Source organism: Halocynthiibacter sp., from assembly GCF_049608145.1.
Taxonomy (GTDB): Bacteria; Pseudomonadota; Alphaproteobacteria; order Rhodobacterales; family Rhodobacteraceae; genus Halocynthiibacter.
Genome location: NZ_JBMYXF010000047.1, coordinates 1 through 23,383, shown reverse-complemented (window position 1 = coordinate 23,383; position 23,383 = coordinate 1). Strand labels below are relative to the sequence as shown.

General features: G+C 53.5%; 22 protein-coding genes. 8 read left to right on the top strand and 14 right to left on the bottom strand.

Annotated features, from left to right (window positions below; translation table 11 throughout):
• The 5 genes from ACPGUT_RS12830 to ACPGUT_RS12810 all read right to left on the bottom strand — a co-directional run.
• A partial coding sequence (locus ACPGUT_RS12830; protein ID WP_423991982.1) for an FAD binding domain-containing protein occupies nucleotides 1–750 on the bottom strand: 750 nt, incomplete at its 3' end.
• A 12-nt stretch (nucleotides 751–762) separates the two neighbouring features.
• Nucleotides 763–3,138, bottom strand: coding sequence for a xanthine dehydrogenase family protein molybdopterin-binding subunit (locus ACPGUT_RS12825; protein WP_423991986.1), 2,376 nt, complete (start codon nucleotides 3,136–3,138; stop codon nucleotides 763–765).
• 59 nt (nucleotides 3,139–3,197) lie between these two features.
• Entirely contained in the window at nucleotides 3,198–3,683 is a 486-nt protein-coding gene (locus ACPGUT_RS12820; protein WP_423991980.1) for a (2Fe-2S)-binding protein, read from the bottom strand.
• A 121-nt stretch (nucleotides 3,684–3,804) separates the two neighbouring features.
• Nucleotides 3,805–4,566 (bottom strand): FG-GAP repeat domain-containing protein, encoded by a 762-nt coding sequence (locus ACPGUT_RS12815; RefSeq protein WP_423991978.1) that lies wholly within the window; start codon nucleotides 4,564–4,566, stop codon nucleotides 3,805–3,807.
• Entirely contained in the window at nucleotides 4,566–4,889 is a 324-nt protein-coding gene (locus ACPGUT_RS12810; protein WP_423991976.1) for a 2Fe-2S iron-sulfur cluster-binding protein, read from the bottom strand. The genes ACPGUT_RS12815 and ACPGUT_RS12810 overlap by 1 nt, the downstream gene beginning before the upstream one ends.
• A 218-nt stretch (nucleotides 4,890–5,107) precedes the next feature.
• Here ACPGUT_RS12810 and ACPGUT_RS12805 point away from each other — a divergent pair, with 218 nt between their 5' ends.
• Complete coding sequence (locus ACPGUT_RS12805) at nucleotides 5,108–5,722, top strand: peptidoglycan-binding domain-containing protein (protein WP_423991974.1); 615 nt, start codon at nucleotides 5,108–5,110, stop codon at nucleotides 5,720–5,722.
• A gap of 63 nt (nucleotides 5,723–5,785) precedes the next feature.
• Here ACPGUT_RS12805 and ACPGUT_RS12800 read toward each other — a convergent pair whose 3' ends face one another.
• From ACPGUT_RS12800 to ACPGUT_RS12775, 6 genes are all read right to left on the bottom strand, one after another.
• The gene (locus ACPGUT_RS12800; RefSeq protein ID WP_423991984.1) at nucleotides 5,786–7,207 is read right to left on the bottom strand and encodes a Do family serine endopeptidase; all 1,422 of its coding nucleotides are present in this window, start codon (nucleotides 7,205–7,207) and stop codon (nucleotides 5,786–5,788) included.
• Nucleotides 7,208–7,490: 283 nt separating this feature from the next.
• The gene (gene hflC / locus ACPGUT_RS12795; RefSeq protein ID WP_423991972.1) at nucleotides 7,491–8,372 is read right to left on the bottom strand and encodes a protease modulator HflC; all 882 of its coding nucleotides are present in this window, start codon (nucleotides 8,370–8,372) and stop codon (nucleotides 7,491–7,493) included.
• Nucleotides 8,372–9,526, bottom strand: coding sequence for an FtsH protease activity modulator HflK (gene hflK / locus ACPGUT_RS12790; protein WP_423991970.1), 1,155 nt, complete (start codon nucleotides 9,524–9,526; stop codon nucleotides 8,372–8,374). The genes hflC and hflK overlap by 1 nt, the downstream gene beginning before the upstream one ends.
• A gap of 128 nt (nucleotides 9,527–9,654) precedes the next feature.
• Nucleotides 9,655–11,031 carry a glutathione-disulfide reductase gene (gorA, locus tag ACPGUT_RS12785; RefSeq protein ID WP_423991968.1) on the bottom strand — a complete coding sequence of 459 codons (1,377 nt, stop codon included), beginning with the start codon at nucleotides 11,029–11,031 and terminating at the stop codon, nucleotides 9,655–9,657.
• A gap of 46 nt (nucleotides 11,032–11,077) precedes the next feature.
• Nucleotides 11,078–11,860 (bottom strand): ribose-5-phosphate isomerase RpiA, encoded by a 783-nt coding sequence (gene rpiA, locus ACPGUT_RS12780; protein ID WP_423991966.1) that lies wholly within the window; start codon nucleotides 11,858–11,860, stop codon nucleotides 11,078–11,080.
• A 64-nt stretch (nucleotides 11,861–11,924) separates the two neighbouring features.
• The gene (locus ACPGUT_RS12775) at nucleotides 11,925–12,119 is read right to left on the bottom strand and encodes a hypothetical protein (RefSeq protein ID WP_423991965.1); all 195 of its coding nucleotides are present in this window, start codon (nucleotides 12,117–12,119) and stop codon (nucleotides 11,925–11,927) included.
• Between the two features lie 187 nt (nucleotides 12,120–12,306).
• Here ACPGUT_RS12775 and ACPGUT_RS12770 point away from each other — a divergent pair, with 187 nt between their 5' ends.
• The 3 genes from ACPGUT_RS12770 to ACPGUT_RS12760 all read left to right on the top strand — a co-directional run bounded on the left by ACPGUT_RS12770 (nucleotide 12,307) and on the right by ACPGUT_RS12760 (nucleotide 15,897).
• A complete protein-coding gene (locus ACPGUT_RS12770; protein ID WP_423991963.1) occupies nucleotides 12,307–13,683 on the top strand; it encodes an L-serine ammonia-lyase in 1,377 nt (458 codons plus the stop codon).
• Nucleotides 13,684–13,826: 143 nt separating this feature from the next.
• A complete protein-coding gene (locus ACPGUT_RS12765; RefSeq protein ID WP_423991961.1) occupies nucleotides 13,827–14,885 on the top strand; it encodes a Hint domain-containing protein in 1,059 nt (352 codons plus the stop codon).
• A 49-nt stretch (nucleotides 14,886–14,934) separates the two neighbouring features.
• Nucleotides 14,935–15,897, top strand: a complete 963-nt coding sequence (locus ACPGUT_RS12760) for a DMT family transporter (RefSeq protein WP_423991959.1) — start codon at nucleotides 14,935–14,937, stop codon at nucleotides 15,895–15,897.
• Here the strand turns inward: ACPGUT_RS12760 and ACPGUT_RS12755 are convergent.
• Nucleotides 15,839–16,570 (bottom strand): thiamine diphosphokinase, encoded by a 732-nt coding sequence (locus ACPGUT_RS12755; RefSeq protein WP_423991957.1) that lies wholly within the window; start codon nucleotides 16,568–16,570, stop codon nucleotides 15,839–15,841. The genes ACPGUT_RS12760 and ACPGUT_RS12755 overlap by 59 nt on opposite strands.
• A 200-nt stretch (nucleotides 16,571–16,770) precedes the next feature.
• Here ACPGUT_RS12755 and ACPGUT_RS12750 point away from each other — a divergent pair, with 200 nt between their 5' ends.
• Nucleotides 16,771–18,882 carry a hypothetical protein gene (locus tag ACPGUT_RS12750; protein WP_423991955.1) on the top strand — a complete coding sequence of 704 codons (2,112 nt, stop codon included), beginning with the start codon at nucleotides 16,771–16,773 and terminating at the stop codon, nucleotides 18,880–18,882.
• Nucleotides 18,883–18,956: 74 nt separating this feature from the next.
• Here the strand turns inward: ACPGUT_RS12750 and ACPGUT_RS12745 are convergent, their stop codons facing one another.
• Nucleotides 18,957–19,208: a DUF2842 domain-containing protein gene (locus ACPGUT_RS12745; protein WP_423991953.1), complete on the bottom strand. Its 252-nt coding sequence runs from the start codon at nucleotides 19,206–19,208 to the stop codon at nucleotides 18,957–18,959.
• An 11-nt stretch (nucleotides 19,209–19,219) separates the two neighbouring features.
• A complete protein-coding gene (locus tag ACPGUT_RS12740) occupies nucleotides 19,220–20,515 on the bottom strand; it encodes an adenylosuccinate synthase (RefSeq protein WP_423991951.1) in 1,296 nt (431 codons plus the stop codon).
• A gap of 157 nt (nucleotides 20,516–20,672) precedes the next feature.
• Here ACPGUT_RS12740 and ACPGUT_RS12735 point away from each other — a divergent pair, with 157 nt between their 5' ends.
• The 3 genes from ACPGUT_RS12735 to ACPGUT_RS12725 form a co-directional block, all read left to right on the top strand.
• Nucleotides 20,673–20,969 (top strand): hypothetical protein, encoded by a 297-nt coding sequence (locus ACPGUT_RS12735; protein WP_423991949.1) that lies wholly within the window; start codon nucleotides 20,673–20,675, stop codon nucleotides 20,967–20,969.
• Nucleotides 20,970–21,089: 120 nt separating this feature from the next.
• On the top strand, nucleotides 21,090–21,491 hold the full coding sequence (secG, locus tag ACPGUT_RS12730) for a preprotein translocase subunit SecG (protein ID WP_423991947.1): 402 nt from the start codon (nucleotides 21,090–21,092) through the stop codon (nucleotides 21,489–21,491).
• A 265-nt stretch (nucleotides 21,492–21,756) separates the two neighbouring features.
• Nucleotides 21,757–23,383, top strand: a 1,627-nt coding sequence (locus ACPGUT_RS12725; RefSeq protein WP_423991945.1) for a CTP synthase, incomplete at its 3' end; no start/stop codon positions are given.

Below are 23,383 nucleotides of genomic sequence, written 5' to 3'. Positions count from 1 at the left end.
AAGATGGGCACGATAGGCCCGGGTGCCGTGCAGATCTTCAATCATATGGCTTTCATCCACTTTCAGGTCCTCAATCGCTGAGGCACTGAAATCACCAGACAAGGCTGTTTCGGCTTCCGACCAACGGAAAACACCTTCCTCTGAGGCCCCGGTCACCGCCACCCGCACACCATCGGCGAAACGTGCAACAAACACACCAACCAAAGCAAAACGCGACGCAGGTTGCACGAATTTCTGATAATTGCAGACCTCGGGCACAGGCAGATGTATTTCCGTGATGATCTCAGCTTCCCCCAGCGCAGTTTCAAACAAGCCCTGGAAATAATCCTCTGCAGAAATTTCGCGACTGTCTGTCACCACAGTGCCGCCCAGCCCCAAAACCACCGCAGGATAATCTGCAGACGGGTCATTATTGGCAAGGCTCCCGCCAATGGTTCCCCGGTTTCGCACCGCAGGATCGCCAATCCGCCCGGCGATTTCGGACAGAACCGTAAAGTTACCATCTTCGGTTTCCATCGCCACATGCGCATGGGTCATCCCGGCACCAATGCGCCAGAAATCACCGTCCAATCCAATATGCTTCAGGCTTTCGATGCCTGACAGGCTCACCAGTTTTTCCGGCGCAGCAAGCCGCTGTTTCAGGGTTGGGATCAGGGTCTGCCCCCCCGCCAGCGCCATATTATCCCCATCCTTCAGTGCAGCGACAGCCTCTTGCACGGTGGAGGGTCTTTCTATGTCAAATTCATACATTTTTCATCCTCCTCAGGAACTCATCGCAGACCAGACCCGCGCAGGCGAGAGAGGCATATCTATATGCGTGATGTCATGACCGGCGCGTGACAACGCGTCAACCACCGCATTCACCACAGCAGGCGGCGAACCAATCGCCCCCGCCTCGCCACAGCCTTTCACGCCCAATGGATTATGCGTACAGGGCGTCTGACAACTGTGATCCACACTATAAAACGGCACATCATCCGCACGCGGCAGGGCATAATCCATATAGCTGCCCGACGTCAGCTGACCATCCGCATCATAGATCGCATGTTCCAACAACGCCTGACCAATGCCCTGACCAATGCCGCCATGCACCTGACCATCGACAATCATCGGATTAACGATATTACCGAAATCATCCGCGGCGGCAAAGCTTGCAATTTTCACCTTTCCTGTGTCCGGATCCACTTCCACCTCACAGGCATAGGCGCCTGATGGATAGGTAAAGTTGGATGGATCATAAAAAGCTGTTTCTTCCAGCCCAGGTTCGATCGTTTCCAGTGGATAGTTATGCGGCACATATGCAGCCAGGGTTACATCCCCCCAAAGCACCTTTTTATTTGTACCCTTCACAGTGAATTCACCATTCGAAAGCTCAACAGACCCCACATCCGCTTCCATCAGATGGGCGGCAATGGTTTTGGCTTTGGTCAAGATTTTCTCAGTCGCCCGCACAATCGCAGAGCCCCCAACAGCTAAGGACCGCGACCCATAAGTCCCCATCCCCATCGGCGTGTTGGCCGTATCCCCATGCACAATTTCAACCATCGACGGGTCAATACCGATCATATCGGCAACCACCTGTGCAAAGGATGTTTCATGCCCCTGCCCGTGGCTATGCGAACCTGTCATCACAACAAGCCCGCCCGTGGCATTCACCCGCACCGTGGCACTTTCAAACAGACCCGCCCGCGCGCCAAGCTGACCCACAAGATTAGACGGCGCAATACCACAGGCTTCGATGTAACAATTCACACCAAGCCCCCGCAAAAGCCCCTTCTCAGCACTTGCTTCGCGGCGTTTCTCAAAGCCAGCCACATCCGCGATTTCAAGCATCTTATCCATGGTCGCATGATAATCACCAGTGTCATATTCCACAGCCACCGGGGTGGCATAGGGGAATTCAGTGATGAAATTTTTGCGCCGTAACTCAATCGGATCCATGCCCAATTCGCGTGCGGCTTTGTCCACCACCCGTTCCAGCTGATATGTCGCCTCGGGCCGTCCAGCACCGCGATACGCATCCACGGGCACCGTATTGGTAAACACGGCCTTAACATTCACATAGATCAATGGCGTTTTATAATTCCCCGCCATCAAAGTGCCATGCAGCCAGGTCGGCACGCTTGGCGCAAACGTCGACAGATACGCCCCCATATTTGCATGAGTGTCTGTGCGCAGCGCCAGAAAATTGCCGCCCTCATCAAGGGCCAGTTCAATCTTTGTCACATGATCACGGCCATGGGCATCAGAAACGAACGCCTCGCTTCGGCTTGCGCTCCATTTCACCGGGCGATCAATGGCTTTGGCTGCAAAGGTACAAAAGGCTTCCTCGGCGTAATGGAAGATTTTCGTGCCAAAACCGCCCCCCACATCAGGCGCAACAACGCGCAACTTATGTTCCGGAATGCCCAGCACAAATGCGCCCATCAACAGACGGATCACATGTGGGTTCTGCGAGGTCGTGTAAAGCGTGTGATCGCCGGTGCCCGCATTATAATCGCCCACCGCAACGCGGGGTTCCATCGGGTTTGCAATCAGTCGGTTGTTTGTCAGTTCAAGCGTGGTGACGTGATGTGCGCCTTTGATCGCCGCATCCACCGCATCACGGTTTTCTTCAACAAATCCCCAATCATAGCAAAGGTTTGATGTCAGATCGTCATGTACCTTTGTCGATCCATCCGCAAGGGCAGCCTTCATATCAACGACTGCGGGCAATTCTTCCAGATCCAGCTCAATCGCTTCGGCCGCATCACGCGCCTGTTCCAGACTGTCCGCAACCACAGCCGCAATTGGATCCCCTACATGGCGCACTTTACCCTGGGCCAAAACTGGGTGGGCTGGTTCCTGCATGACTTCGCCAAACCGATCGGTGATCTGCCAGCCGCAAGGAATGCCCCCAACGCCTTCAAAGTCAGCCCCGGTAAAAATACGCACCACGCCATCCATTGCGCTGGCTGCTTTGGTATCAATTGAACTTATCCGCCCATGGGCGATTTCAGAGCGCAGGAAATACACATAGGCCTGACCGCGCAGGTTAATATCATCGGTATAATTGCCGGTCCCCTTGAGAAACCGGATATCTTCACGTCGTTTGTTTGCGGCCCCTATGCCACCTTCTATCGTACCATCTGCTGGCATCTTCATATCCTCCCTTTTGCGAAAGGGGCTCCTCCTCCCCTGTGCTTCGCATCAGTTAATCATTCGGCAGCAATCCCACTTACGTCCTGCCCCGAGGCCGCCAGTATCGCCTTGACGATATTGTGGTAACCGGTGCAACGGCAAAGATTGCCTTCCAGATATTCCCGCACTTCTTTTTCAGTCGGCTGAGGGTTTTCCGACAAAAGCGCCGCCGCTGACATCACCATACCCGGTGTGCAAAATCCGCACTGCAGCCCGTGATGGTCCTGAAACGCCTGCTGAATGGTGGAAAGTGACCCGTCAGCTTCGGCCATGCCTTCAATCGTTGTGACATCCGCATCTTCTGCTTCCTGCGCAAACATGGTGCAGGCTTTCACCGCGTTGCCGTTCACATGAACAACGCAGGCACCACACTGGCTGGTGTCACACCCCACATGGGTGCCGGTCAATTTTAATTCTTCGCGTAAAAATTGTGAAAGAAGGGTCCGCCCCTCTGCATCACCACTGACGGTTTTCCCATTCACCGTCATCTGAATTTTCGTCATGAAGTCCTCCCTTGGTACCAAATCTCCCTTGGTCGTGGCGTGAGTTAAGCACGCCAAAGAAGAGTTGAGAACCCCTTTTGATCAGATGGTCAGATACGGACAATCTGTCAGAGGAATGAAATCAGCCGCAGTTCAGAGCGGTCGTAATATCGTCGGGGTTGGTGTAATCCGCAATTTGGCGGCTGCGCAGTTGGTTGCCATCAAATGTCGTTGCCATGACAGATTGCCAAGTTGCATCAGCCGTGATCAGTTCCGGGCCACTGCCGCAATCACGCACACCGCTTTGAATGAAATCATCCCCAATACGGTGATTGGTCAGGCCAGAAAGGGTTGTAATCTCTACCAGACGATCCTGCTCCAACCGCCAAAGACGCAGCGTTTTGGCAAGATGTGGGCGGTCAATATAGGCAATTTCAACCCGGCCATCGCCATCGAGATCTGCAGCAGCAACAGGGGCAAGCCATCTGTTCTTACGGCCAATAAAAGGCGTGCGGGCCAACAGGCCATCTGTCGTGAAAGCCGCAAGAGAAGCGCCCTGCGTCACACTGGTGAGCACCACAACAACTTCTGGGGCTCCATCCGAATCGAGATCCCAAAGGCGTGGTTCAAGATCTTCAAAGACATGTTCCGGCGCGACAGAGAAACTGCGCCGCAGCCTCTGTCCATCTGTCGTCTCACTGTCGATGGCCAGAACCGCATATTCCGTTTCATCCCCAAGAACCCCATGCGCATAAACACGGGTTTCCCCAAGAAAATGGGCACCGGTAATCGGCTCATCCGCGGTGGCCACCTGTGGCATCAGCCACAGGCACAACGCCAGCAAAGCGCCGCGTATACCGTATCGCCTCTGGCGGGGCATCAGACGCGGCGCAATGGCAAACATTAGATTTGCTTTTCAGGCATTTTGACAATCAGGCCGTCCATAGCATCCGTCACCTTCATCTGACAGGTCAGACGCGATGTTGCCGCATCAGGTTCAAAGGCGAAATCAAGCATATCTTCTTCCATCGCATCTTTCGCCGGGATCTTTTCAACCCATGTTGGATCCACATACACATGGCAGGTAGAACAGGCACAGGCCCCACCGCAATCCGCTTCAATTCCGGGAATGTTATTATCGCGCGCGCCTTCCATAACGGTCAGACCGTTCGCAACATCCACAACATGTTCTGTGCCATTATGTTCGATATAGGTGATTTTCGCCATCGTGTGACCTGCCTTCTTGCATCAGTAGGATTCTGACACGAATCCATAGACGGCAATCGCCTGGCAATCCAGTCAGAAAATCATCCCTCTGTCAGAAGGCAAACTTATACCCAGCAGCTAAGCATGGCAACAAAAGGCGCAATCCCGCAACCTATGGCCCTGGCACTGGTCACCACCACACAACCGAACTAGACTGCGCAAAACAAACGAGATCAGGCATGTTCATCAGATTAGCTTCCTCCGCCCCGCTGTTCGCCAGGGCCTTCCTGCCCTGCCTTCTGCTTGCTGCATGTGTCAGCCCACAGGTCGTTGACCCTGACGCCCCCCAGACAGGTGTCCAGATCGGCTACACCCCAGATGCAGCCCCAACACAACGATCTGGCGAAAAAGAACCCGGATGCTGGGCGTTGGATTTTGAACCCGCGATCACAGAAACTGTATCACAGGATGTACTGGTCCAGGCTGAACAGAAAGACGCCGACGGCACCGTTACATCCCCTGCTGTCTGGCGCAATGAGACCACCACAAAGGTTCTGACCCCACGCAAAATACTGAACTTTGAAACCCCCTGTGCCAATCTTCTAACAGAAGAATTCCTGGCCTCCCTGCAGCGTGCTTTGCAAGCACGTGACCTGTATGAAGGTGCGATCACATCCACACTTGATTACCCGACACGAAATGCAATCCGCAGCTTTCAGAAACAATCCGGGCTGAATTCAGCGTTTTTGTCTCTCGAAAGCGCCCGCGCCCTGGGCCTGAGCGAAATACCCCGCCCCGAAGGCGCACAAGACCCCCTGCCCGAGTCAGAGATCAAAGATATGATCGATATCTGAAACGAAAAAGCCCACCTGAAACAGGTGGGCTTTTATATTTTTGTCCATTGAACCTCAGGCGGATCAGTTCAGCGGTAAAGCCACAAATCGTGGATCACCACCTCGGCGCACCAGCATCAGCAAAGACTTACGCCCGGCTTCTTTTGCGGCCTCGATACGCCCTTCAAAATCAGCGATACTGCGCACCTGCTGTTGACCGGCTTCCGTTATCACATCACCAATCTGCAGGCCTTTGGCAGCTGCTGGGCCTTCCGCATCCAGCCCCATCAGAACCAGTCCCTCTGCATTCGCAGGCAGGCCCAGCTGTTCACGCAGATCACCGCTAAGTGCAGACAGTGACATGCCCAGAATATCCGCCGTCTGTGGTTCTTCTGTTGCAGGTTTTTCCATGGGTTCGCTGCCCGCCTCTGCGGTTTCACGACGGCCCAAAGTCACCAGCAACGTCTGTGTGCCGCCATCCCGGAACACAAGCACACGCACGGCTTTGCCTACCTCAGCATTGCCCACTTCGCGCACAAGACCACGGGTATCTTCCACATCAACCCCATCAAATGACAGGATCACATCCCCCTGCTGAATACCCGCCTCTGCAGAAGGGCCTTCTGGCACATCAGTCACCAATGCACCTGCTGTGTTCTCCAGACCAAGGGCTTCAGCCACGTCTTCACCAACGTCCTGAATACGCACACCAAGCCAGCCACGACGGGTTTCGCCGAATTCACGCAGTTGATCCACAACCCGGGTCACGACATTAGAGGCCATGGAAAAGCCAATCCCAATTGATCCGCCATTCGGGGACAGGATGGCTGTGTTCACACCAATGACTTCGCCGTTCATATTAAACAGCGGCCCGCCAGAATTGCCCCGGTTAATCGCCGCATCGGTCTGAAGGTAATCGTCATAGGTACCGGAAAGTTCACGGTTGCGCGCAGATACAATCCCTGCTGACACAGAAAATCCCTGCCCCAATGGGTTGCCCATCGCCATCACCCAGTCACCGACACGCATAATATCACTGTCACCAAAGGGCACAAATGTCAGAACCTCTTCGGTTTCGACTTTCAGAACCGCGATATCCGTGTTTGGGTCTGTGCCCACCAGTGTCGCTGGCAGCTCTTTCCCCGAGAAAAATTCGATCAGAATTTCATCGGCACCTTCGATCACATGGTTGTTGGTGACGATAAAGCCGTCTTCCGAAATCACAAAACCAGAACCCAGTGCCTGGCTCCGGCGGGGGGCCTGCCCCTGACCGCCCTGGCTGTTGCGGTCGTTAAACTCGCGAAAGAAATCCTCAAACGGCGATCCTTCCGGCACCACAGGTGCGGGGCCACCACGGGCCGCAACGGTTGTCGATGTGGTGATGTTCACCACCGCGTCACTGACCTGATCCGCAAGATCGGCGAAACTGTCTGGCCGCGCGGTCGCAGTCATGGCCTGAGCCAGCAAAAGCGCACTGGCAAGGATCGTCAGCCAGAGGCCCTGCATAAGGGATTTATGTTGAGACTTGTGAACGGCAAGCGCAATTGCTCTGGGTTTCACTCCTGAACTCCTTTTATAGGCGCGGGCGGATCAGAATGACCAAGCCCTGCTGATCTCCCGGCATATCACGCCGGGGTTGCATCTATAGTTTGGTGTTCCGGGGAAAACTTCAACTGTTTTGGTGCAAAAACCACGCAGTTTTGAAGAAAACGTGCAGATCCCGCCGATGCAAATAAAAAGACCGGCAGAGATCTGCCGGTCTTCTTCACATTTCTGAGAGTATCAGGCTTTATTCAGCCGCAGCGACACCGTTGGCACTGCCCAGATAGTTAAAGAACTCGCTGTCAGGTGACAAAACCATCGTGGAATTGCTGCCTTTCAGGGCGTTGCGATAGGCTGTCAGAGACCGGTAGAATTCAAAGAATTCAGGGTCCGCACCATAAGCTTCGGCAAAGATCCCGTTCCGACGCGCATCCGCTTCACCCTGAATGATTTCAGACTGACGGTTCGCATCAGAGACCAGCTCAACCACGGTCCGGTCGGCAAGCGCTGTAATCCGCTGGGCGGCTTCGCGGCCACGGGCACGTTCATCGGTTGCTTCACGCACACGTTCCGCACGCATACGATCAAAGGTCGCCTGCAGGTTTTCACGCGGAAGGTCAGTCCGTTTCAGACGGACATCGATCACTTCAATTCCAAGACCAAGGGCTTCGGCAATCGCCGCATTTCGGATGCGCAGCATCAGCGCCGCACGATCAGAACTTAGGATTTCGTTAGAACTGACAGAGCCCAAGATTTCACGAGTTTTGGATCGCAGGATTGAATCCAGACGACGTTCCGCAGCCGCTTCACCACCGGAACCAACCGCAAGGCGGAACTGGTTCACGTCGGCAATCCGGTAACGGGCAAACGCATCAACCACCAAACGACGGTCATCACGCGGTGTGACTTCCAGCGGGTCAACATCACGGGATAGAATGCGGTCATCATACCGCACGACTTCATCCACAAACGGCATTTTGAATGCCAGACCGGGTTCTTCTTTCACCGCAACAACGCGGCCAAAGCGCAGAACCAGAGCTTTTTCAACTTCGGTCACGATAAACACCGACGACAGGCCAACAAAGATGAGAGCTGCCAAAACAGGCAGGATCAGAGCAGATTTACGCATCAGTTGGATCCCCCAGTGGAATTGCGACGCAGTTCATTCAGCGGCAGATAAGGAACAACCCCCTGCCCAGCACCACCGGCGTCACTGTCGAGAATGATTTTATCAACATTGCCCAACACTTCTTCCATGGTTTCAAGATACAGACGACGACGGGTCACTTCCGGCGCTTTCTGATACTCGGTCAAAACCGCGGTAAAACGGCTGGCTTCACCTTCGGCTTCGTTCACAACGCGCGCACGATAGCCTTCGGCAATCTCAAGCACCTGCGCCGCTTCACCACGCGCCTGTGCAAGGGCAGCATTTGCATAAGCATCCGCTTCTTTTTGCAGACGGTCACGTTCCTGTTCCGCAGCCTGAACGTCACGGAAAGCATCAATCACGCTTTCTGGTGGATCAGCACGGTCAAAGTTAACCCGCACAATGTTCACGCCAGAATTATAGCTGTCCAATGTGGATTGGATCAGATCCTGAAGACGATCCGCAATAGACGCACGGTCACGGTTCAAAATCGGCGCCAGTTCAGATTGCGCAATAATTTCACGCATTGCGGATTCAGACACAGCCGCAATGGTCAGGCCAGGATCACGCAGGTTGAACAGGAACTGAGACGGATCATTAATGTTCCAGACCACCTGGAAATCAATATCCACGATGTTCTCATCACCGGTCAGCATTAGGCCCGCTTCGGATCCACGTCCGGCAACACCGATATCAACGGTTTGTTCACGGGTGACCGCGAATTTTTGATAGGTCACAACCGGCCATGGCGCAAAGTTCAGACCAGGTTCACCGGTGGATGAATATTCACCCAGGAACAGTTCAACGGATTTCTCTTCCGGCTTCACTGTATAGATGCTGGCAAAAGCCCAGAGACCAACAGCCGCAATCAAGCCCAGCGCAACAGCACCTTTGCCAATTTCTGGCGCAGGGTTTGAATCGCCAGAACGATTGCCACCGCCCCCGCCGCCGCCCATCAGAACGCGCAGCTGTTCGCGGCCTTTGTTCATCAGTTCATCAATTTCAGGAACCTGCGGGCCATCATTGCCCGGACGCTTACCGTTGTTCCGGTCGCCCTCATTTCCTTTGTTGCGGTCGTCGCCGTTGTTCCGGCCTCCGCCACCGCCGCCCCATGGGCCGCTGTTATTACCTGACATACGGGTTTATTCCCTCTTTGGTCATGTGCAAATTATCACATCCTAAGTGGACGTCTTTTGGACAAAATTCAAGCCGGGAGGAGGATCTCCGCCCGGCTTATGTTCAATTTCGCTGATTTCAGCGTATTTTATGCGCCACCAATCACATGAGATGGCGTTTTCATGGTCACCAATTCTTCTGCCATTGTCGGGTGAACGGCGCATGTGCGGTCAAAATCTTCTTTGGTCGCGCCCATCTTCACAGGAATACCCGCCAGCTGGATCAATTCACCCGCGCCATCCATCACCAGATGACAGCCCAAAACCGTGCGCTTGTGTTGATCGACCAGCAATTTCATGAATACCTTGTTTTCGCGCCCCGCAAAACCAGATTGCATGGCTTTGAACGCCGTTGTGTAAACCTCTACCGGGCCATGTTCCGCTGCATAATCAACCGCTTCTTCTTCGGTCAGGCCGGTTGTGCCAAATTCCGGCTGTGTAAACACAGCAGATGGCACCAGTTCGTGATCCACAGGCGTTGGGTTCGCTTTAAATACGGTTTCCACAAAGGCCATGCCTTCGCGGATCGCAACCGGTGTCAGATTGATACGATCGGTCACATCCCCCACGGCATAGATCGACGGAACAGAGGTTTGGGAATAAGCATCCACCAGAACTTCGCCCTTGCGGCCAAGGTTTACACCGGCCTCAGCAAGACCCATGCCCTTGGTCGCTGGAACACGGCCAGTGCCGTACATCACCGCATCAAAGACCTGCGTGCTGCCATCTTTCGCGGTCACTTCCAAACCTGCATCCGCTTTAACAATTTTGGCCACATCCGCGCCCAGCTGCAAATCAATGCCGCGGGCTTTCATCGCATCAGCAATATGGGTGGCAGAGCCTTTGTCAAAGCCGCGCAGGATCATTTCGCCGCGATAGAACTGCGTCACCTTCACGCCAAGGCCATGCATGATGCAGGCAAATTCAGACGCAATGAAACCACCCCCGACGATCAGAATACTGTCCGGCAGTTTTTCCTGCAAAAAGATCTCATTCGATGTGATTGTATGTTCAGCACCCTCAACATCCGGGGTGAAAGGTGTACCACCCGTCGCCACCAGAATGTGTTTCGCAGTGATGTCTTGGCCGGTGGACAAGGTCACAGTATGGGCATCTTTGATCGTCGCACGGGCATCAAAGGCTTCAACATTGTTGTTTTTCAGAATGTTGCGATAGATGCCTTCAAGGCGGTCCAGTTCAGCATGCATTTTCGGGCGGAAGACATCCCAGTCAAAATCACCAACCTGTGCATCCCAGCCATAGGCCTGTGCATCATGAACAAGATCTTTGTAACCAGAGGCAAAAACCATCAGTTTCTTCGGGACACAGCCCCGGATCACACAGGTGCCGCCCATACGATATTCTTCCGCAAGTGCCACTTTCGCACCCTCAGCAGAAGCAACACGCGCCGCGCGAACCCCACCAGAGCCCCCGCCAATCACAAAAAGATCATAGTCAAAACTCATGGGAGGTCCTTTTCGCATTTCTTGCGCTCTCGCGCCGTAACTGAACTCAGATATCAGAAAACAGGTTTTCGCTTTCTGCGTTTTCCCCGGTTTCTTCTGTTATGGTTCCAGTGTTTATGTCACGGATCTCAACTTTTCCATCCCCATGACCGATCACAACTGTGTCACATATATCAATGAACAGTCCATTTTCCACCACGCCGGGGATCTGGTTCAACACCAAAGACAGCTGACGGGCGTCGCCGATACGTTTCAGATGGAGATCAAGAATGTGGTTCCCTTCGTCCGTCACAAAAGGGGCATCGCCGTGCATACGTTGGACAACTTCGCGCCCAAGGACATCCAATCCAACAAGGGTTTCTTCGATCAAGGCGGCCGTTGTCAGCCCCCCAAACTGCAGAACTTCGACAGGTAAAGGAAATGCACCAAGGGTTTCCACAGCCTTTGCCGCATCCGCAATCACAATCATCTGGTCAGACGCAGTCGCAACAATCTTTTCCTGAAGATGCGCCCCGCCACCGCCTTTTATTAGATTTAGATTCGCGTCAAATTCATCTGCACCATCAATGGTCAGATCCAGCCAGCGCGCCTCATCTAGGGTAATCACAGAAATGCCTTCGGATCGGGCCAGTTCAGCTGTAGTAGAAGACGTCGGAACGCCCTGAATTTTCAGGCCTTCTTCGCGCACACGTTCCCCAAGGCGTTTGACCATCAGTGCCGCGGTCGATCCGGTGCCCAGGCCAATTTTCATTCCATCTTCAACATAATCTGCAGCGCGGCGTGCGGATGCATATTTCGCCTTGTCGATAGGTGACATTTCCCCGGTCATGTGACTCTCCTGTCAATATGCCTGTGTGTATACGAAATCGATGCGCACCAGGCGAGAGGGGAAATCACCTATCACCCGGGGAAATATCCCGGATGTTACTTTTCTGCAGACCCGGGCTATCCCCCCCCGAAACCGAGATCCCCAACCTCTGTTCATTCACCTGCACAGCCCAGCCGCCACATGCACCAATCAACACGGAATAAGCCAACATACGGATCACCGTTTCGCCCCAATTTTTGCGCCATGTCTTCAGGTGCATTCTGCCCCTCCGTGATTCCAATTTCTTCCTCACAGATTTTTCGAAAATGGTTAATAAATGGCTTTTGAAACCAAGATCCTTGGTGATTTTCAGGAAATTCCGTAATAATTCAGAAATCGGTCGCTTTTGTCGCGCCTTTTGCGTCCCCGGAATCTAAACCGGGTAAGCTCTATCAGGGGAGGCGCGCGTGTTTCTTTCAGTTTTCGACATGTTCAAAGTTGGCATTGGCCCATCTTCAAGCCACACAATGGGACCAATGGTTGCGGCCGCGATGTTCCTGGACAAGCTGCGCAGCAGCCCTTTTCACGTGGCTGGCCTGCGGGCCTCTCTGCACGGGTCCTTGGCGTTTACAGGCGTCGGACATGCAACGGATCGCGCCACCATTTTGGGCTTGGCTGGTTTTGTACCCGATGACTATGACAACGACAAAGCCGAAGCTGCACTTGCAAATATCCGTAAGACCAAAAAGATCGCGCCTGAAGGTCTGGGGTCGCTGCACTTCAACATCGAAAAAGACATGATCTTTGATTATGACACAGCCCTGCCCGGTCATGCCAATGCGATGCAGCTGATGGCAACCGATGATCAGGGCGATGTGATCCTGCGCGAAACCTACTATTCGATCGGTGGCGGATTTGTTCTGACTGCAGATGAACTCGACAATCCCGCAACAGATGCTGAACCTGCATCCAGCTTCCCCTACCCATTTGAATCGGCAAAGCAAATGCTTGAGATGGCCGTCAAAAGTGGCAAAAGCATCGCTGAGATGAAGCGCGCCAACGAACTGACCAAACGCAGTGTTTCTGAACTGGAACAGGGCATCGACCGACTGTGGAATGTCATGAACGACTGCATCAACCGGGGCTTGGTCACCGATGGCATCCTGCCTGGTGGGCTGAACGTGCGCCGGCGTGCTCATCGTATCCATGAAACCCTGCAGGCCGAACGTGGCATCAATATCGTGGCACCACACACCATCAACGACTGGATGAGTGTCTATGCCATGGCCGTGAACGAAGAAAACGCCGCCGGTGGTCAGGTGGTTACTGCCCCCACAAATGGGGCCGCAGGTGTTTTGCCCGCAACCATCCGCTATTGGCTGGATCACGTGCCTGGCGCTGCCCCTTCCAAAATCGGAGAGTTCCTTTTGACAGCGGCTGCCATTGGTGGGCTTGTGAAACATAACGCATCTATTTCCGGGGCCGAAGCCGGCTGCCAAGCAGAAGTCGGGTCCGCCAGTGCAATGGCCGCCGCCGGCCTTGCCGCGGTTATGGGCGGAACCCCACAGCAGGTTGAAAATGCAGCCGAAATCGCGCTGGAACATCACCTTGGCATGACCTGCGATCCAGTCAAAGGACTGGTCCAAGTGCCCTGTATTGAACGCAATGGTCTGGGGTGCATCAAAGCTGTGTCTGCGGCCTCTCTGGCCCTGCGCGGTGACGGCGAACATTTCGTCCCCCTTGACAGCGCGATTGAAACCATGCGCCAGACCGGCGAGGATATGCACAATAAGTACAAGGAAACCTCTTTGGGCGGCCTTGCTGTGAACATTCCTAATTGTTGATTACAAATCACAATTTCAAAACCCAGATATAAACGAATCATTCTGAAGTTAATGTTTCGTTTATATTGACCCAATTCCGAGACACATGTATCAATTTTCTACAGGCAAGTGTATGTGCATAAATAGTTTTTGGGTAGGCAGTCATGGTGATTGTAAATGGTACAGTCGATTTTTCGAAGTTGTTCGCGATTGATCCGCTTACGTCATCAAGCTTCACCGGAAGCGGCAACAACAACTTGGCGAATGTGACAGGAATGACCCTTGTCGGGACGGGATTTGATTTGAACGCCACCATGAACGACATTAATAATAACGGGGATCTGAATGCCAGCGACAAACTGAACACCACTTTACCTGGGGACAGTTCGGTCACGACACTCAACCGCGTCAATACCAGTGGTATCGCGTCTGCTGGTAATGGCTTTGGGGCTGGCGCCGATTTTGCTTTCTGGGAAGATTCCAGTGGTAATATGTATATTCTGTTTTCAGATAACTTTGATCTCACCAGGATTTCCAACACCGGCACGCTCACACTGACCGAAGCAGAAGCTGCTGGTACGATGGCAGTCTCAGATATCATTTGCTTTGCGGATGGCACGTTGATCGATACGCCATTGGGCGAACGATCCATCGAGACACTTAAAGCTGGTGACATGGTCAGCGTCCGAAACCAACCCGCGCAGAGAATTCAGTGGATCGGATGCAGCACTGTAAAACAGGCTACTCTGCGCAGAAATTCCAAATTACGCCCCATCGTGATTTCACAAGGTTCTTTGGGCAATGGTTTGCCATTGCGTGATCTGCGCCTGTCACGTCAACACCGTGTTGTTCTGGGGTCTGCAATCGCTCGGCGCATGTTCGGACAAGATCAAATATTTGTGCCTGCCCATCAGTTGACCTGTATTCCCGGTGTTTTTCAAGACGACCGCTGTGAAGTGGTCAGTTATTATCATATTTTGCTGAAAGAACATGAACTTTTGACCTCCGCTGGTTTGGCCTGTGAAAGCCTGTATCTGGGCGATCAAGCCCTGACGGCTCTATCCTCCGAGGCCCGGCAAGAAATCACAACCCTTTTCCCAAAGTTGCAGCGACACAGGCTTCATGAAATCGGAGCAACCAAAGTCAAAAAAATCCAAGTGCAGCAGTTTGTACATCGTTCTCTCGCCAATGACAAACCCATGTTCGACGCCTCTGTCATGTGAAATCCGGAAAGCGGTTGCACCTTTGTGCCGCGCTCCATAGCCTGGTCACATGAGCACCCAGACACATCAAGCCGACGTCCAATCTGACCGCCCCCTTCTTGGCATTCTGCTGATGCTGGGGTTTTGCATTTCCGCCCCCGCGGGCGATGCCTTTGCTAAGATCCTGGGCGACCGCCTGCCCCTTCTGGAACTGGTGGTGGTCCGATTTGCAGCCCAGGTTATCCTCTTGCTGCCTCTTGTCATGATCCGTCGCCTGCCCTGGCGCAGTTCCGGAAAAACCTTCTGGCTGATCGTTGCGCGAACCGTCCTACACATTCTTGGCATTGGTATGATGTTCTCTGCATTGCGGTATCTGCCCTTGGCCGATGCCATCGCCATTGCATTTGTCATGCCCTTTGTCATGTTGATCTTAGGCCGTTTTGTTTTAAATGAAACAGTAGGGCATCATCGTATCATCGCCTGCGCCGTTGGCTTTGTCGGCACGCTTTTGGTGGTTCAGCCCAACTTCGCGGCAGTGGGGGCACCGGCCTTTCTGCCGCTTGGCGTTGCCGTTGATTTTGCTCTGTTTATGTTGGTGACGCGTCAGATTGCCCGCAAAACCGATCCGGTCGCACTTCAGGCGGTTTCCGGAACGATAGCTCTGATCATTCTGTTGCCTTTGGTTTTACTAGGCGCAATTGCCCCCCCCGCCGGGGATTTCGGCGCAGCAATTGGTTTTATCATGCCAGAAAGTCCCGGCACCTGGGGCTATCTGTTTCTTATCGGAACTTTAGGCACGCTTGGGCATCTTCTAATGACTTGGAGCTTACGCTACGCGCCATCAGCAACGCTTGCCCCCATGCAATATCTAGAAATTCCTTTCGCCACTCTGATCGGCTGGCTGTTGTTCCGGGATCTGCCCAATGGTTTGGCGGCACTTGGGATTTTCATCACCATGGCCGCCGGGCTTTATATTATCTGGCGTGAGCAGGCCAGTGCCCGGAACCTTCAGGCAACGCCAGCAGAGACTTAATCACCACATCCAGGTGTTCCCGTGGCAGGATCGTCAACAATCCCGGTTGGTCACATGACACTGTAACCGAGACATCCCCGTCCCCTTCAGCAACTTCATTTGATGTTCCAATGCGATGCCCAGGTGCAAACTCCGCCCCGCCCATGGGCCAGCGCAGCCCAGTGCTGTTCACCACAACCGGCACCAAAGGCATCAAGGAATAGCGCGTTGCAGGGGGCAGGCTGATCTGGAATTCAGGCGGGGTCAGAAACAGCACATCTTCGCTGCCAATCAACACACAAATCCGGTCCGGAAACGCCAGCAGCCCATGCAACACCGCCAGTTCATGATCCAGCCGCCCGCCCGTAAATCCCATAGCCAGAATAAGTGGCGCCTGGATACGTGTCAGGCATTTCTCAAAATCCGTACTGTCCTGTTCAGACACCGGGTGCAAAACGCCGTCAGGCAACGCCTCCCGAACACACGCTGAAAGGGAATCAAGATCACCAATAACGGCCTTGGGTTGCTTGTTTTGCCCCAAAATATGGCGAACTCCGCCATCTGCAGCCACAATTTCTCCGGGAAATGATTCCAAATATTTCAGAGCCATCGCCCCAAGTTCAGCCCCCCCAACCAGCAAAACCGGGCTAACGTCATATACAACCGTAGATTTTTGCGATAATTTTAATTTCATAATGCTGTTTGACACATTTCAGCCTTGAAATAATACAGGAAAAAACGCGGTTATATGTAATTCTGTAACTTCTATGTGAATAAACAGAATCTGCCGAAATTAAAGCGAGCTGTATAAAGATGCGTGCGAATAAAATTCTGACAGTCTCCTACGGGACCTTTTCCTGTACTCTTGAAGGCTTTGACGATTCATTCGCAACCATGAAATTGATTACCGAATATTTTCGGGATCTCGCACATAAAGATCCCGAATTTGCCGGGGCGCAAATGGCGCCCGATGTGACAGCGCTTACCGAACTGGTTCGCGAACAGACACAGGAAAATGTCACTACTGATATCGCCACCGATCAGTCCATAACCATGCGTGCCGCCCCTGCCGAAGCAGAACCAAAAATTAACGCAGACGCAGACGCAGACGCAGACGCAGACGCAGACGCAGACGCAGACGCAGAATCATTACCCGCCGACTTGTCTGACAAGGATCCGATTACCGAAACGGACGGTATTTCCGATCTGTCTGCCGATAATCACCAAGCCGATGAAATCATTCAGGAAGCAATGGCCTCTGCCGCCCCTGAAAATATTTCCGAGCCATCCGAAACACCTATTTCTGAGGCTGAGGCTGAGGCTGAGGCTGAGGCTGAGGCTGAGGCTGAGGCTGAGGCTGAGGAGAACACTCTCCCCGAGATGGAAACAAGTGCCAATATCACATCCACTTCTGAAGATGACGATGACGAAGACGACAATGCATCCGTAACGGACCGTCTGCGCCGGATCCGCGAAGTTGTCACACGCAACCCTTACAATCTGCCCACGGGTGATGAACGTCAGCTCACGGAAGAAAACAGTGAATTCGCCGAAGATGAACACGTCCAGAATGATGAACCGGATCTGACCAGCCTTCTGACGCAAGTCAATGCCACGCCTGATGCACAGCCTACAGAACCGGGTGAAATTGAAGAGATTGGTGAAACGGCACCCCAGCCCCCGGAACCACAAGCTCCGGACACGATTGAAACGCCCAAGGCGGATTTCACATCTGCGGTCTTGCAAAACGTCGCGGATGCCGAAGCCCTGGTGGCGGATGAAGCCACACCATCCGAAGAGATCACCACAGCCGAAACACCCGCAGACACCCCAGTCACCACAGATCAGGAAACGGCGGACACTCTGAAATCTCTGGTCGCAGAAATCAACGCAGAACCTGAAATAGCCGACACGGATGACGCAGACAATCCGCCTCTGGACATATCTGAAACGGAACCTGACACCGTCGATGAACCACCGGCACAAGATGACATTGCGATCGCCGGGGCCGAAAGCGCCCCCTTATCTGAAGAACATATCGAAGAAGACACCGACGTATTCCTACTGGAAGACGCACTCTCTCTGTCAGAAACGGATCTGTCCGAAGAACAGGCGTCGGATCTGGTAGAAGCCCTTGAACAGGCCGCCTTACAGGATGAAGCCTCTCTCAGCTATACGCCGGACCAACCAGAAGAACAGCCGCGAGACGAAGATCTAGCACCCGAGGTCACAGATGCAGAATTTGAAGACCTCCCAACTGCGGAAGCTGATGTAGATACAGACACCCAGCGTCGGGATCGATCCGTCAGCCGCATCCTAGAGGAAACAAATTCACAACTCGATAATCCCGAAAGCCAGAACCGACGTTCGGCCATTTCCCATTTGCGCGCAGCAGTGGCAGCAACAGTTGCCGACCGTAAGATGCGCCGTGACCGCGATCAGGCAGAAGACATCGAAGCCTATCGGGCTGATCTTGCCTCGGCTGTGAAATCCGAAAGCCGCGCGCGCCGTGTGAAACCCTCTGAACAGGATGGCAATCGCGATCAAAACCGCCCGGCCCCGCTGGTGCTGGTGTCGGAACAGCGTGTAGATCCAGATGCAACGCCGCCCCAGCCTATTCATCGGCCCAGACCCCGGACAGTGATTCCGCGTCGTGTGCAAAGCCATTCGTCAGCGATCGCGCTTGATGGTTTGGAAAATATCGGCGCTGAAGTTGGGCAAAGCATCCTGCCATGGCAGAATTTCACAGAATTTGCCTCTGATAAGTCCGCCGAAACCCATGCGGACCTTCTAGAAGCGGCTGCAGCCTGGACGACCTGGGTTGAAGGCCATCAACAGTTCACCCGTCTGAAAATCATTCAGTTGGTTGCGGATTGTCCCGATTGCACAGATTTTGACCGTGAAACCGGGTTGCGCACCTTCGGCAGCCTGCTGCGCGACCATAGAATTCTAAAAGCCCAACGCGGCCAGTTCAGAATTCCACAGACTTCACGCTTTCATCCCTGATGCGACATTGCGAAACGTGATGCCCAAAAGAAAAGCGCCCCGAAGGGCGCTTTTTTGTCTCTGAAAAGAACGCTTTATTTTGCGTCGGACTGCTCAGGCACTTCCTGTGTGTCCTGATCCGGATCCGCTTTGCCAACCCCCATAAAGACAGGCTTAAACGGCACGGCCCAAAGCACCCCAAGAAGCACATAGACGACCAGCTCAATCAAGATCGGCAACCGGTCAAGCATCCCCATAATCGTCACCGCAGCCACCACATATAGCGGCATCCAGAAAAGAAGAAGGAACAGCGCCAGGCGTCTGCGGGTTTTATAGGTCAGTGACATTTTGCGTATCCTCAGTCAGCAAACGGATCAGTCACAAGAATGGTATCGTCACGTTCCGGCGATGTCGACAACATTGCAACCGGGCATTCGATCAGCTCTTCAACGCGCTTGATGTATTTAATCGCGTTGGCAGGCAGATCGTTCCAGCTGCGCGCACCTTCTGTGGTTTCAGACCAACCTGGCATTTCTTCATAGATCGGCGTGCAACGGGCCTGCTGATCAGATGCTGTCGGCAGATAATCCAGACGTTCACCATCCAATTCATAAGCCACACAGATTTTCAGCGTTTCAAAACCATCCAGAACATCCAGTTTTGTAAAGGAAATCCCAGTCACACCAGAGGTCGCACAGGTCTGGCGCACCAAAGCCGCATCAAACCAGCCACAACGGCGCTTGCGGCCTGTCACGGTGCCAAATTCATGACCACGGGTGCCCAGGCGCAGACCATCTTCGTCATCCAATTCCGTTGGGAACGGGCCTTCACCCACGCGTGTGGTATAAGCTTTGACGATGCCCAGCACATAATCAATCGCGCCAGGGCCCATGCCAACACCGGTTGCGGCCTGACCTGCAATCACGTTGGAAGACGTCACAAAAGGATAGGTGCCGAAATCAATATCCAACAGCGCGCCCTGTGCACCTTCAAACAGAATACGTTTGCCCGCTTTGCGTTTCTCATTGAGAACCTTCCAGACCGGGGCCGCGTAGGGCAGAATTTCTTTCGCAATTTCTTTCAGTTGCGCAACCAGCGCATCACGATCAATTGCTTCGATGCCCAAACCTTTGCGCAGCGGATCATGGTGCTGCAACGCGCGATCTACACGGGCTTCCAAGGTCGCCACATCCGCCAAATCAGCAACGCGCACAGACCGGCGGCCAACTTTGTCTTCATATGCCGGGCCAATACCGCGACCGGTGGTGCCAATTTTTGTACCCTTGCTGGCGGCTTCTTCACGCGCACGGTCCAACTCGCCATGAATTGGCAGGATCAGCGGTGTGTTTTCCGCAATCATCAGGGATGCCGGTGAAATCTCGACGCCCTGGGCACGGATTGATTCGATCTCTTTGATCAGGTGCCATGGGTCCAGCACCACGCCATTGCCAATCACAGACAGTTTTCCACCACGGACAACACCGGATGGCAAAGCGTTCAGCTTGTAAACTTTCCCGTCAATGACCAGTGTATGGCCTGCGTTATGACCGCCCTGAAAGCGTGCGATCACATCCGCGCGCTCTGAAAGCCAGTCAACGATCTTGCCTTTTCCTTCGTCACCCCATTGGGCGCCGACAACGACAACATTGGCCATGATATTTCCACCTGTTCTGCAGATATGTAAGTAAACCGAAGCCCCTATACAGGGTGAACATGGTCGCGGCTACTGTTAATGTGCCGCATCCGCCTTGCAGGACGCCAAAAATTCGCACATTCTTTATGCCAAATTATATATTTAAGGGGATAAGCGGATGAAGCATATTACAATTCGACGCGCCCGGGGCTTTTACGGCGCAATGCGAAAGCTTTCGATTCTCATTGATGGCGCGAAGGTTGCCAGCCTTGGTCAGGGCGAAGAGGTTCTTCTTGAAGTGGCCGATAACGCGGCATTCATCTGGGGGAAAATGGATTGGGGCGCGACAGAACACCAGCCTCTGCAAAATGTCGAACATGGACATTCAGTTACTTTCAAAGCCTATTTCACGCTTAATCCCCTGCGCAGTCTCGGAATTTCCGCCCTGCCCTTCCGAATAACCATACAGAAATAAAACCACCGAGCGCCCAAACCCGCCGTTCCACATGGGATCACAAATCCCCCGAGGGAAGGGGTTGCGGGATGCGGCGAGAGCGCATAGATAAACGCAACTCACATTCGCAAGGCCTGTTCTATGGAAAACATACTTCTTGTCATTCTTCTGATCGTCGCAATCTGCCTGATCGTTGTTGTACTGCTTCAGCGTTCTGAAGGTGGTGGCCTTGGGATGGGCAGCGGTGGTGGTGCCGGTGGTGGCGCTATGTCCAGCCGGGCAGCCGCAACAGCACTTGGCAAACTGACCTGGCTGTTTGGCATCGCTTTTTTCGCAGCCTCTATCGCATTGACCATTTTTGCAGCGAAAAATTCCAGCAGCGGTTCTGTGATCGATCAAATCGGCGGCACAGCCCCTGCAGCGGTTGAAATCCCTGATAACCCGCTTGGCGAAGGCTCTCTTCTGCCACCAACAACGGGTGATGCGGATCTGGTGCCAGGTTATGTTGCACCTGCTGAAGAAGCACCCGCAGCCAGCGAATAAGGTTCCGGGAAGGGCGCAAACCTTTCCCGCATGACATCTTTTCCCGGTGATGATTTTACCGGGAACACTCTAAACAAACACTATAAATTGATTCGGAGCCCTCGCGCCCCGCAGTATCTTGCGTCTTATCCGTAGCGAAGTTCAGATTTTCGCGGCGCTGGCCATTGCCAGATTGCCCCGAATCCGCTATAGGTCAAACCCCGTGATGCTACGGTCCAGACGGGCCCGGATCAGTTCATTTATCTCACGGGGAGCGCCAGCGCCAATGGCCAAATTTGTCTTTATCACAGGTGGAGTTGTTTCAAGTCTCGGCAAGGGTCTTGCATCTGCTGCTTTGGGTGCGCTGCTTCAGGCACGCGGTTATACGGTACGTCTGCGCAAGCTTGATCCCTATCTCAACGTAGATCCCGGGACCATGTCACCCTTTGAACATGGCGAAGTGTTTGTCACCGATGATGGTGCCGAAACGGATCTTGATTTGGGGCATTACGAACGCTTTACCGGTGTGGCTGCACGCAACACTGATTCCATTTCTTCCGGCCGCGTCTATTCCAACGTGCTGGCCAAGGAACGCCGTGGCGACTATCTGGGGAAAACCATTCAGGTTATTCCGCATGTCACCAATGAAATCAAAGACTTCATCGACATTGGCGAAGATGAAGTGGATTTCATGCTGTGCGAAATCGGTGGCACCGTGGGCGACATCGAAGGCCTGCCCTTCTTTGAAGCGATCCGCCAGTTTGCCAATGATAAACCGCGCGGCGATTGTATTTTCATGCACCTGACCCTGCTGCCTTACATTGCGGCATCCGGCGAGCTGAAGACAAAACCAACACAGCACTCCGTAAAAGAACTGCGCTCTATCGGGATTGCACCGGATGTTCTGGTGTGTCGTTCCGAAGGTCCGATCCCTGAAAAAGAACGCGAAAAGCTTGCGCTGTTCTGTAACGTGCGTCCTGATTCTGTGATTGCCGCGCAGGATCTGAAATCCATATACGAAGCGCCATTGGCTTATCACCGCGAAGGTCTGGATCGCGCGGTTCTGGCCGCCTTTGATATGGCGCATGCCCCTGCGCCCAAACTGGATCGTTGGAACGATGTGCATGAACGCATTGTAAACGCCGAAGGCCAGGTAAAGATCGCCATCGTCGGCAAATACACCCAGCTAGAAGATGCATATAAATCCATCGCCGAAGCTCTGACACATGGCGGTATGGCGAACCGGACCAAGGTGAAAATCGAATGGGTCGACGCAGAACTGTTTGATCAGGATGATGCTGCTCCCTTCCTGCAGGGGTTCCACGGCATTCTGGTGCCTGGCGGCTTTGGCGAACGCGGCACAGAAGGCAAAATCAAAGCTGCGCAATACGCACGCGAAAACAATGTGCCTTATCTGGGCATTTGCCTAGGGATGCAGATGGCCGTGATTGAAGCCGCACGCAATGTGGCCGGTCTGGCCGATGCAGGGTCTGAAGAATTTGATCATGAAGCCGGCGAAAAGCGTTTCGAACCTGTGGTTTACCACCTGAAGGAATGGATTCAGGGCAATACCAAAGTACAGCGTAAGGCCGATGATGAAAAAGGCGGAACCATGCGCCTGGGTGCCTATGATGCAAGCCTTGTTGAAGGATCCCGCGTGGCACAGGCCTATGGCGGAACCGCAATTGAGGAACGCCATCGTCACCGCTATGAAGTGGATGTAAAATACCGCGAGCAGCTTGAAGCCTGTGGTTTGCAGTTCTCAGGCATGTCGCCAGATGGCCGCCTGCCCGAGATTGTTGAATGGAAGGATCACCCTTGGTTTATCGGCGTGCAGTTCCACCCGGAACTCAAGTCAAAGCCATTTGAACCCCATCCCCTGTTTGCCGATTTCGTGCGCGCCGCGATGGACA

What these genes read in the sequence shown, in the direction of transcription:
- ACPGUT_RS12825 (WP_423991986.1), bottom strand. Translation starts at nt 3,138, where the DNA reads ATGCCAGCAGATGGTACGATAGAAGGTGGCATAGGGGCCGCAAACAAA.
- ACPGUT_RS12820 (WP_423991980.1), bottom strand. Translation starts at nt 3,683, where the DNA reads ATGACGAAAATTCAGATGACGGTGAATGGGAAAACCGTCAGTGGTGAT.
- ACPGUT_RS12815 (WP_423991978.1), bottom strand. Translation starts at nt 4,566, where the DNA reads ATGTTTGCCATTGCGCCGCGTCTGATGCCCCGCCAGAGGCGATACGGT.
- ACPGUT_RS12810 (WP_423991976.1), bottom strand. Translation starts at nt 4,889, where the DNA reads ATGGCGAAAATCACCTATATCGAACATAATGGCACAGAACATGTTGTG.
- ACPGUT_RS12805 (WP_423991974.1), top strand. Translation starts at nt 5,108, where the DNA reads ATGTTCATCAGATTAGCTTCCTCCGCCCCGCTGTTCGCCAGGGCCTTC.
- ACPGUT_RS12800 (WP_423991984.1), bottom strand. Translation starts at nt 7,207, where the DNA reads ATGCAGGGCCTCTGGCTGACGATCCTTGCCAGTGCGCTTTTGCTGGCT.
- hflC (WP_423991972.1), bottom strand. Translation starts at nt 8,372, where the DNA reads ATGCGTAAATCTGCTCTGATCCTGCCTGTTTTGGCAGCTCTCATCTTT.
- hflK (WP_423991970.1), bottom strand. Translation starts at nt 9,526, where the DNA reads ATGTCAGGTAATAACAGCGGCCCATGGGGCGGCGGTGGCGGAGGCCGG.
- gorA (WP_423991968.1), bottom strand. Translation starts at nt 11,031, where the DNA reads ATGAGTTTTGACTATGATCTTTTTGTGATTGGCGGGGGCTCTGGTGGG.
- rpiA (WP_423991966.1), bottom strand. Translation starts at nt 11,860, where the DNA reads ATGACCGGGGAAATGTCACCTATCGACAAGGCGAAATATGCATCCGCA.
- ACPGUT_RS12775 (WP_423991965.1), bottom strand. Translation starts at nt 12,119, where the DNA reads ATGCACCTGAAGACATGGCGCAAAAATTGGGGCGAAACGGTGATCCGT.
- ACPGUT_RS12765 (WP_423991961.1), top strand. Translation starts at nt 13,827, where the DNA reads ATGGTGATTGTAAATGGTACAGTCGATTTTTCGAAGTTGTTCGCGATT.
- ACPGUT_RS12760 (WP_423991959.1), top strand. Translation starts at nt 14,935, where the DNA reads ATGAGCACCCAGACACATCAAGCCGACGTCCAATCTGACCGCCCCCTT.
- ACPGUT_RS12755 (WP_423991957.1), bottom strand. Translation starts at nt 16,570, where the DNA reads ATGAAATTAAAATTATCGCAAAAATCTACGGTTGTATATGACGTTAGC.
- ACPGUT_RS12750 (WP_423991955.1), top strand. Translation starts at nt 16,771, where the DNA reads ATGAAATTGATTACCGAATATTTTCGGGATCTCGCACATAAAGATCCC.
- ACPGUT_RS12745 (WP_423991953.1), bottom strand. Translation starts at nt 19,208, where the DNA reads ATGTCACTGACCTATAAAACCCGCAGACGCCTGGCGCTGTTCCTTCTT.
- ACPGUT_RS12740 (WP_423991951.1), bottom strand. Translation starts at nt 20,515, where the DNA reads ATGGCCAATGTTGTCGTTGTCGGCGCCCAATGGGGTGACGAAGGAAAA.
- ACPGUT_RS12735 (WP_423991949.1), top strand. Translation starts at nt 20,673, where the DNA reads ATGAAGCATATTACAATTCGACGCGCCCGGGGCTTTTACGGCGCAATG.
- secG (WP_423991947.1), top strand. Translation starts at nt 21,090, where the DNA reads ATGGAAAACATACTTCTTGTCATTCTTCTGATCGTCGCAATCTGCCTG.